The organism is Ruegeria sp. AE3 (assembly GCF_056542225.1).
Genome location: NZ_JBQFZL010000003.1, coordinates 272,229 through 280,526 on the forward strand (window position 1 = coordinate 272,229; position 8,298 = coordinate 280,526).

9 protein-coding genes are annotated in these 8,298 nt (G+C 58.6%); 2 read left to right on the forward strand and 7 right to left on the reverse strand.

Features of this window, described 5'->3' with window-relative positions:
• Nucleotides 1–5: 5 nt before the first annotated feature.
• Both ACR0NZ_RS10030 and clpS read right to left on the reverse strand, forming a co-directional pair.
• A complete protein-coding gene (locus tag ACR0NZ_RS10030; RefSeq protein ID WP_480475344.1) occupies nt 6–971 on the reverse strand; it encodes a class I SAM-dependent methyltransferase in 966 nt (321 codons plus the stop codon).
• Nucleotides 972–1,015: 44 nt separating this feature from the next.
• Nucleotides 1,016–1,357, reverse strand: a complete 342-nt coding sequence (gene clpS / locus ACR0NZ_RS10035) for an ATP-dependent Clp protease adapter ClpS (protein WP_480475346.1) — start codon at nt 1,355–1,357, stop codon at nt 1,016–1,018.
• A gap of 93 nt (nt 1,358–1,450) precedes the next feature.
• Here clpS and ACR0NZ_RS10040 point away from each other — a divergent pair, with 93 nt between their 5' ends.
• Nucleotides 1,451–2,152, forward strand: a complete 702-nt coding sequence (locus ACR0NZ_RS10040) for an HAD family hydrolase (protein WP_480518624.1) — start codon at nt 1,451–1,453, stop codon at nt 2,150–2,152.
• Between the two features lie 279 nt (nt 2,153–2,431).
• Nucleotides 2,432–3,826, forward strand: a complete 1,395-nt coding sequence (locus ACR0NZ_RS10045) for a D-alanyl-D-alanine carboxypeptidase family protein (protein ID WP_480475350.1) — start codon at nt 2,432–2,434, stop codon at nt 3,824–3,826.
• Nucleotides 3,827–3,880: 54 nt separating this feature from the next.
• Here the strand turns inward: ACR0NZ_RS10045 and ACR0NZ_RS10050 are convergent, their stop codons facing one another.
• The 5 genes from ACR0NZ_RS10050 to ACR0NZ_RS10070 form a co-directional block, all read right to left on the reverse strand.
• Nucleotides 3,881–5,128, reverse strand: a complete 1,248-nt coding sequence (locus tag ACR0NZ_RS10050) for a hypothetical protein (protein ID WP_480518626.1) — start codon at nt 5,126–5,128, stop codon at nt 3,881–3,883.
• 150 nt (nt 5,129–5,278) lie between these two features.
• On the reverse strand, nt 5,279–6,040 hold the full coding sequence (locus ACR0NZ_RS10055) for a LamB/YcsF family protein (RefSeq protein ID WP_480518628.1): 762 nt from the start codon (nt 6,038–6,040) through the stop codon (nt 5,279–5,281).
• 12 nt (nt 6,041–6,052) lie between these two features.
• Complete coding sequence (locus tag ACR0NZ_RS10060; protein ID WP_480475356.1) at nt 6,053–7,051, reverse strand: 5-oxoprolinase subunit C family protein; 999 nt, start codon at nt 7,049–7,051, stop codon at nt 6,053–6,055.
• Entirely contained in the window at nt 7,048–7,797 is a 750-nt protein-coding gene (locus tag ACR0NZ_RS10065) for a 5-oxoprolinase subunit B family protein (RefSeq protein WP_480518630.1), read from the reverse strand. The genes ACR0NZ_RS10060 and ACR0NZ_RS10065 overlap by 4 nt, the downstream gene beginning before the upstream one ends.
• A 286-nt stretch (nt 7,798–8,083) precedes the next feature.
• Nucleotides 8,084–8,298, reverse strand: a 215-nt coding sequence (locus ACR0NZ_RS10070) for a hypothetical protein (RefSeq protein ID WP_480518632.1), incomplete at its 5' end; no start/stop codon positions are given.

Consider the following 8,298-nt stretch of genomic DNA (forward strand, 5'->3'; position numbering starts at 1 on the left):
GGGCCTTAACGCCGAGGGCGAGAGGCCTGGAATACCTTGAACCGGTTGTCGCCGGCAATTTCACCGACCTGAGCGAAATGTTCGTTCAGTGTAGCTTCGTAGGGAAGGTGCCGGTTGGCGACCATCCAAAGGGTTCCGTTGCGTGTCAGATTGCGGGCGGCGGAGGTTATAAACCCTTGCCCCAAGGCGGGATCCGCGCTGCGTGACGTGTGAAATGGCGGGTTCATCACAACGGTGTCGATAGGCTCCGGCGCGGTCCAGGATACGGCATCGCTCCAGTGAAAATGCGCCTGGGATTGGGTGACATTAAGCCGCGCGCAGGTCAGCGCCGCATGGTCCGCTTCGACCAGATGCAGCGAGGTTACCCCGCCGCGTTTCAGGATCTCCGCAGACAGATATCCCCATCCCGCCCCGAGATCCGCCACGCGGGGGCCAAGCCGGTCAGGCAAGGTCTTCAGTAACAGGGCCGAGGCAGGATCAACTCCGTCCGCTGAAAACACACCCGGTGCCGTGTAGTATCCGCCAACCATCTGCTGTTTCTGCGCGGCCCAGTCCACAAAGGCCAGATCATCGGCCTGAAACCAGAAAATCTTACCATGTGCTTTGGAAATCGGTCCCTCGACCGGAACCCGCTTGCGCACATCCTTCAATATGCTGTCCACACCATCGGTCTTGGCACCGTCGATGACAACCAGGCCGCTCGCCCGCGCACAGGCCTGTTGAATCAGCGACCGTGCCAGTGCCTTGGCGCGGGGCAGAAAGACAATGGCGTCCTGACAAGGACCGTCCGCGTCGGGCACCGTTGCAAAACCCTGCGCGGCGAAATGGTCGTGAAAGGGTTTGAAGGGCTGCACAATCTGCGCACCGTCCCCCAGAGCAGACAGATCATGGTCGGGCGTGGGGCAGATCACACTAAGAGGGGGGGACAGCGTCAGGCCGTTTTGCAAGGCAAGTTCCAGACGAGGGGACATGGGCAATTCCGGCTGAGTGAAGGGAAAACGTCAGGCCAAAGGCCTTACTCTTCGCGTTCCATTGTGCATTGCAAAGGGTGCTGGTGCCTGCGGGCAAAATCCATCACCTGACCAACTTTGGTCTCGGCAATCTCGTGGCTGAAAACCCCGACAACGGCTACACCTTTCTTGTGAACGGTCAGCATGATCTCGAACGCCTGTGCATGGGTCATGCCGAAGAAGCGTTCAAGTACATGCACCACAAACTCCATCGGTGTATAGTCGTCGTTCAGCAACAGGACCTTGTATAAAGGCGGACGCTTGGTTTTTGGGCGTGTCTGTACCAGGACGGACGCGTCACTGTCGTCGTCCGGCTTGTCAGACATCATCCAGGTCATTTCAAGCATCGTGTGCAACTGTCCGATTCAGGCTTGGGGTTTATCTTGGCGCTTATATAACGTGTGCATGGCCGGTGAAAAGAGCAAGCGGACGTAAACAGGATGACGACCAAGCTGACGACAATCGGGTTTGATGCGGACGATACCCTTTGGCATAACGAACGGTTTTTTCAGCTGACGCAGGCTCGTTTTGCTGAACTCTTGGCCGATCATGCCAATCGTGATCACCTGATGGAGCGACTTCTTGCTGCTGAAAAACGCAATATTCAGCGCTATGGGTATGGCATCAAGGGGTTTGTCCTGTCGATGATCGAAACTGCGATCGAAGTTACCGAAAGCCTCGTTCCTGCGTCGGTCATCCGGCAGCTGATCGAAGCAGGGCAAGAAATGTTGGCCCATCCGATTGAGCTGTTGCCCCATGCCCGCGAGGCCGTCGAAGGTGTTGCCGATGCGTACCGGGTCATTCTGATCACCAAGGGCGACCTGATCGATCAGGAACGCAAACTGGCCCAGTCCGGGCTGGGCGATCTGTTCGATGGTGTCGAAATCGTATCCGAAAAGACCCCCGAAACCTATCGGTTCGTATTCGACCGTCACGGTGATGGCCCGACTGCCGCGATGATGATCGGCAATTCCATGCGCTCGGATGTCGTGGCCCCCATTCAGGCCGGGTGCTGGGGTGTCTATGTGCCCCACGGTCTGGTTTGGGAGGTGGAACATGCCGAAGCCCCTGTCGACAGCCCCCGATTCCGCGAGTTGAGAGATTTGGGCGATCTGGCCGATCTGCTGCGCGACCTGAAGTGATGTTGCCTTTTCGCCTCAGTTTCGCATAAACCCAGCCGCATCCTGACGCAGCTTCGCTTTTATCGCGCATCTGGTGGTCTTGATGGCTGTATCCGCAAGATATAGTCTCTGCCGGGACATGAAACGAAACCGCGAAAACCTCAGCTTTCGGTTTATTTCATTGGGTCGCTGTGATAGCCTTGGGGATAATAAAACAAACATTGCTGACCGGGAAAACCCGGCGGCGCGAGGCAGACAGAGGCAAAGATCGTGCAGATTCGGCGGACAGTTCCGGCCCGAATGGGCTTTTTCCTTATAGCGTTGCTATGTGTGCTGGCGTTTGCGCCGCTCAGGTCCATGGCGGCGCCTTATGCAGCTATGGTGATCGACGCCCGAACTGGCGAGGAGCTGCATTCACGCAATGCGGATGCGCGCTTGCACCCGGCCTCGCTGACCAAGATGATGACGCTGTATATCGCGTTTGAGGCGGTGCGAAACGGCGAGATCACGCTGGATACACCCGTTCGGATTACCCAGAAGGCAGCGGCCGAGCCCCCGTCGAAACTGGGCCTGCGCGCGGGCCAGACGATTGCGTTCCGCTATCTGATCCGTGCTGCTGCGGTAAAATCGGCCAATGACGCGGCTACGGCGATCGGCATTGCCATCAGTGGCTCGGAAGCGGCCTTTGCCCGCCGCATGACCCGAACCGCCAAAGCGATGGGCATGAGCCGCACAACTTTCAAGAATGCGCATGGTCTGACTGAGGCAGGGCACCTGTCCAGCGCGCGCGACATGACCACGCTGGGACGGCATCTGCTGTACGATTACCCGCAGTATTATAACCTGTTCTCGCGCCAATCGACGGATGCCGGTATCAAGACTGTTCCCAACACCAACCGCCGCCTGCTGGCAGCCTATAAGGGTGCGGACGGAATAAAGACCGGATACACACGTGCGGCGGGGTTCAACCTGGTGGCGTCGGCCAAACGCAAGGATGAGCGTATCATCGCAACTGTCTTTGGCGGAAAATCCGGAGAGTCGCGGAACGCCAAGGTTGCGGAACTGCTGGATCTGGGGTTTCGCCTTGCCCCGTCGCGCGCACCCATTCGCAAGCCTGAGCGCCCGGTTTATGCGGGCAATGCCGGGTTGGGGGGCGATACCCAAGTCGCAGCGCTGAGCGGCGCACCGAAATCCAGCCTGCGCCCGCTTGGGCGCCCCAGCGCCGCGACACAGGTTGCAAGTGCGGTTGCGGCATCGGCAGACCAGAACAGCGACCGTATCAGCAGCGGCATTGCCGCAGCGATTGCCGAAGCGGATATAACCCCAGCCGCCCCACCAGTTGAAACATCCGATACCCGACCGGCGCTGCGCCCGGACAATCTGGTGCTGGCCTCGACCGAGCCCGTCAGCCAGCCAGAGCCCGAGCAGGAAGTGGTTACCCGCCTGTCTTCGTCCGGTGGGCATCTGTGGGGGGTCAATGTGGGCCGCTACACCACACGATACGAGGCCGAGAAGGTTCTGCTGAAAACGGCGCTGTCGGAGATGACCACGCTGGATGGCAGTCTGCGCAAGGTCAGTCAGAGCTCGCGCGGCTTTGACGCGACATTCCAAGGCATGACGCGGGAACAGGCCGATCTGGCGTGTCGCCGCCTGCAAGCCCGCAATGTCACCTGTTTCATGATCGGGCCATCATAAGGTCCGGCATATTCTCTCCTGTTGGGTCTGGGCTGCGGTCATCCGCAGCCTTTTTTAATCGAAGACGTGACCGTGCTGATATTGCTCGTCCTGTCCCGCGGCGGCGGTCAGGGCGGCGACATTGTCCTTGGTGAAGAACCCGTCATACTTGTGACACCGTTCGATATATTCGGTGATCAGCAGCGTGTTCTTCGAGTGTTTTGAGAAGATCTGCTTCAGGTTAGGGTCGTCTTTGCATTCGCCCACTACATGCGCCAGGAACGGCACGCCCTTGTCCTTCAGCGTGTTCACGACAAAGTCAACATTCTTTTCCCCGGCGCCATGATCGCCATCCTTGATCTCGACTGCCATGTGATGCAGGCGACGGCCAAAATTGCGCACAAAATCTTCGGTCGGCATCGGCAGCTTGGCGAATGAGTTGACGAAGGACGGCGTGTTATTGGCCGTGAAAACCTTGGCCGGGGATTTCTTGTCATCATCCACATTGGCGTTGCGGTTCACGTTGGTGGACGAGTTCATGTCGAAGATGTTGTAGGCCCCCCAGAAATAGTAGGGCACCATGGTCAGGAATTCGAGGATCGCATCCTCGCGCTCACCCGCCAGCACGCGCGTCGCCAGATGATCAATGCCCAGCATCAAAGGCGCGATTTTGCTGTCCGATCCGAAAGCGGCGGCCTGATCCAGCCGGGCTTGTTCCGCGTCACTCAGCAACACGCGATCACCAAGGCCCAGGCTGTCTGTGTCGTTGAAATCATGTGTCGAATATCCGACCCGGTTGCAGGTGAAATCCGAAGGGGTCGTGAACCGGAAGCCGTTCAATGTGTAGAACGGGTTTTCGGTGTCTCCGGCATATTCGAAGCGGATGTTCTGATCCTCAAGCGTCCCGGTCAGCGCCTTCAGATCACAGGCCGCGAAAACCTCGCCAACATACCGCGTTTGGGGTGTGTTGCGGGCCAGCGGGTACATGCGATTGATGCGGGGAATAAAGTCTTCGAAACCCGGGCTGTGCGGGGCCATCACGATCAGCGCGGGATAGTCGGGATGCGAATGCAGGATCGAGAATTTGTGGGTCTGCCCCAGATAGCTGGCGGTGTGGCGATAGGGTGTCATGACGTAAAGCTCGACGAGGGTATCGAACAGCGCGTCGGTTTCGATCTGCATACAGATTGCGCGCATTGGCCCGACCTGATCGGCGATGCCCGAACTTGTCCGGCGCTCGTAGATTTTCGGAAGGTATTGCGCAAAGAAGTCCGAGTTCTTCTTGTCGCCCCGGGGTTGATAGGACATCAGATCAAAGGACATTCGACTACCTCCTTGCGCGGAACCCCGACCGGGGCGAGCTATCGTTTGAAATTGTAGGTTTTAGAACATGTGCTTGCCCGTCATGCTAGGCGCTGAGAGCTGTACGGGCAACAGTCGTGAAATTGGGTTGCCGACGTTAACGCATGATGTTCAGCGGGTGAATTTCGTGACCTCGACACCGCCCCCGATCAGGTTGTCGCGAACCGAGCGAGCGATTTGAACCGCGGTCGGGCCGTCTCCATGAAGGCAGATCGTGTCGATGGATGTTTCCAGCCGCTTGCCGCTTTCGGTGATGATCGCACCTTCGCGGACCATGTTCAGGATGCGAGGTCCGGCGACGTCGGCGTCGTGGATGACGGCGCCGGGCAGGCTGCGATCGACCAGTGTTCCGTCGTCGTTATATGCACGGTCAGCGAAAATCTCGCCCACCCAATTGCACCCGAGCTCACGCACGGCTGCTTCCTGTTTTGTCGCGGCCAGCACCATGACGATGATATCGGGATCAACATCCAATGCGCCCTGATAACAGGCGCGCGCCATATTGATATCGGCTGAACACATATTGGCCAGCGCCCCGTGCAGTTTCAGGTGCCGTACCTTGGTGCCAACCGCCGTGGCCATGCCGATTGCGGCCCCCAACTGATACCGGACCAGATTGCGCAGGTTGTCATGGGGCAGCTTCATGTTCCGCCGGCCAAACCCCTGCAGATCTGGAAAGCCGGGATGTGCGCCGATGCCTACGTCGTTTTCGGCCGCCAGTTTCATCGTTGATGCCATCACATCCGGATCACCGGCATGAAACCCACAGGCGATGTTGGCCGAGGTGATGATTTTCAACAGGCTTTCGTCATCGCCCATTTTCCAGGGACCAAAGCTTTCCCCCATATCGGCATTCAGATCGACGCTTGGCATTGGCACATCTCCTTAGTCGGTGGCAGAGATCACTCCGCCGATCAATTGGTAGGACAACAGGTCCGGTATGTCATGGGGATCACGCACCAGTGCCTCGACTTTTGAGGGCAGGCGCGCAAGGTCTGACAGGAACGCTTTGTGCATTTCTTCAGCCTGTTCCATGCTGACAAATTCGAACCGGATGTCGCCGCCTGCGGGTGTCTGTGCCGCGCGGGGCATATCGCATGGCAGAACGGTCGCGATACGAGGGTACCCGCCCGTGGTCTGACATTCCGGCAACAGGATGAACGGGTCGCCAGTACCGGTCATCTGGATATCGCCGGGGGTGATCACCTCGGACAGGATATTCAGCTGGCCTGAGGCAGCAAAGCCGTCGCCGTCGCTGTCCAGCTGCATGCCCATCCGGTTGGCGCGTGCGCCGCGCCGGAAATTGGTTTGGGCAAACCGTTCAAGTGTTGCGCCATCAAACAAAGGGGTCTGAAAGCTGGCAATCACATGCAGCACCCCGCCCGAAAACCGCTCGGCAGCAGCCAGTTTCATCCCGCTGTTGCCTGCATCCGGTCCACAGGTCAGCCTGTCACCCTGCTGTAGCGCCCGGCCTATCCGCGCTGTCAGATGGGTTGAGCGGGACCCCAGAAAAACCTCGGCATCGATACCTCCGCCCAGATGCAGATAGCCATAGTTTCCAGCTAGCGTCGCCCCGATGACCAGCCTTTGCCCGGCGATCAGTTGGTGCGACGCGTTCCAGGCCACAGGGCCGCCATCAATGCTGGCCTGCATCCGCGCGCCAGTCAGGGCGATGCGCATGTTATGCGTCGCCTCGAACTCGCCTCCCATCCCGGCCATTTCCAGCGCCGCAAGGTTTGGGCTTTGATCCAGCAACGCCGCCCCTTCGTGCAAGGCCAGAATGTCCGCCGCCCCCGACCGGGACAGCCCCTGATCCAGATAGCCTGTGCGCCCCTGGTCCTGAATGGTGCAGGCCGGGCCAATCCGGTGGACGATCAGGCTCATGGTGCAATCTCCTCACAGGTTGCGCCGCCTGTGCCGTCCTCGTTGTTGGCCTTGATGTGTTCCAGAACGTCGCGGGAAACGGGCTTGAACAACAGCTCATCGCCGGGTCTAAGGGTAAAGGCCTTGGCCCTTTCGGGGCGGAAACACCGAAAGGCGGTCTGTCCGATATGCCGCCACCCGGTTGGTGTCGGCCCGGAAAACAGAACAAATTGCGAGATCGCCAGAACCAAAGCGCCTTCCGGCACCATGGGGGTCAGGCTTTGCAGCCGGGGAATGTTGAACTCGGGGCCCAGAGGTCCAAGGTAAGGCTGCCCCGGAGCGAAGCCGATAGTCAGAACCCGCACGCGGGACTGTCCAAGCCTTCGTATTGCTTCGTCTGGTGTCAGGCCGGCAGCAGCGGCGGCATCGTCAAGCTGGGGCGCAAGGTCGGTCCCGTAAACCGTCGGAACGCGCCACAACCTGCGGCCCGCAGGCAGCGGTGTAGTGTACCAGTCCTTTTGCTCAACCAGTTCCCTAAGCTTTTGCAGCATCTTCTGATGAGAGATGCGCTGCGTGTCGAACCGAACAAAGGCCGAGCCCAGGGAGGCTGACGACTCGGTCACCTCATCCCAGTGCAGACGATCCACTTCGGCCCGAAACGCCAGCGCCGCCCGGTTCGCGGTGTCGGTCATCTTGTCTGCAAAGGTCACCAGCGCGCCATCAAATCCGACGGTTCTGACCAAAGGAAACTGAACATTGCGCGCCATTGCTGATCTGCTTTCGGATCGAAGAGTGAATTGGTGGAACCTGACCGCATCTTTAGGGGATACGCAAGACAGGGCGTTCAATAGCCGACATTGTGCCTGATGCGTCCACATCCCGGCAGGGAGCGACCCGCAGTACAAGGCGTCCGACGGGGGTGAGAGGTTTTTGACCGTATTCTGGCCGCAAATCCGACTCGTTTTCCCGTTTCGAGTCGCCCTGACTTGTATCTTGAAATTGCGGAGTCTCTATATCTTGTGTCGGCCCCTTTTGTTTTTAGGGGCTTGCCGGTCAGATCATGCCTAATAGCACCCGGACGGAAGGGTGGCGGGCAATTGTGATTGCATATAAGTTATTGAAATTAAGTAATAAACAAAGAAAACTCAAAAAAAAGATCAATATCGTCATTTTCCGCTTGCGGGTTGGAAGTCTAATCCGTAAATACCCCTTCACCGGCGCAGCTGAGGTTGGCCTGACGGACTGGAAAGACGGTTGAGACGCACCGG

What these genes read in the sequence shown, in the direction of transcription:
- ACR0NZ_RS10030 (WP_480475344.1), bottom strand. Translation starts at nt 971, where the DNA reads ATGTCCCCTCGTCTGGAACTTGCCTTGCAAAACGGCCTGACGCTGTCC.
- clpS (WP_480475346.1), bottom strand. Translation starts at nt 1,357, where the DNA reads ATGCTTGAAATGACCTGGATGATGTCTGACAAGCCGGACGACGACAGT.
- ACR0NZ_RS10040 (WP_480518624.1), top strand. Translation starts at nt 1,451, where the DNA reads ATGACGACCAAGCTGACGACAATCGGGTTTGATGCGGACGATACCCTT.
- ACR0NZ_RS10045 (WP_480475350.1), top strand. Translation starts at nt 2,432, where the DNA reads ATGGGCTTTTTCCTTATAGCGTTGCTATGTGTGCTGGCGTTTGCGCCG.
- ACR0NZ_RS10050 (WP_480518626.1), bottom strand. Translation starts at nt 5,128, where the DNA reads ATGTCCTTTGATCTGATGTCCTATCAACCCCGGGGCGACAAGAAGAAC.
- ACR0NZ_RS10055 (WP_480518628.1), bottom strand. Translation starts at nt 6,040, where the DNA reads ATGCCAAGCGTCGATCTGAATGCCGATATGGGGGAAAGCTTTGGTCCC.
- ACR0NZ_RS10060 (WP_480475356.1), bottom strand. Translation starts at nt 7,051, where the DNA reads ATGAGCCTGATCGTCCACCGGATTGGCCCGGCCTGCACCATTCAGGAC.
- ACR0NZ_RS10065 (WP_480518630.1), bottom strand. Translation starts at nt 7,797, where the DNA reads ATGGCGCGCAATGTTCAGTTTCCTTTGGTCAGAACCGTCGGATTTGAT.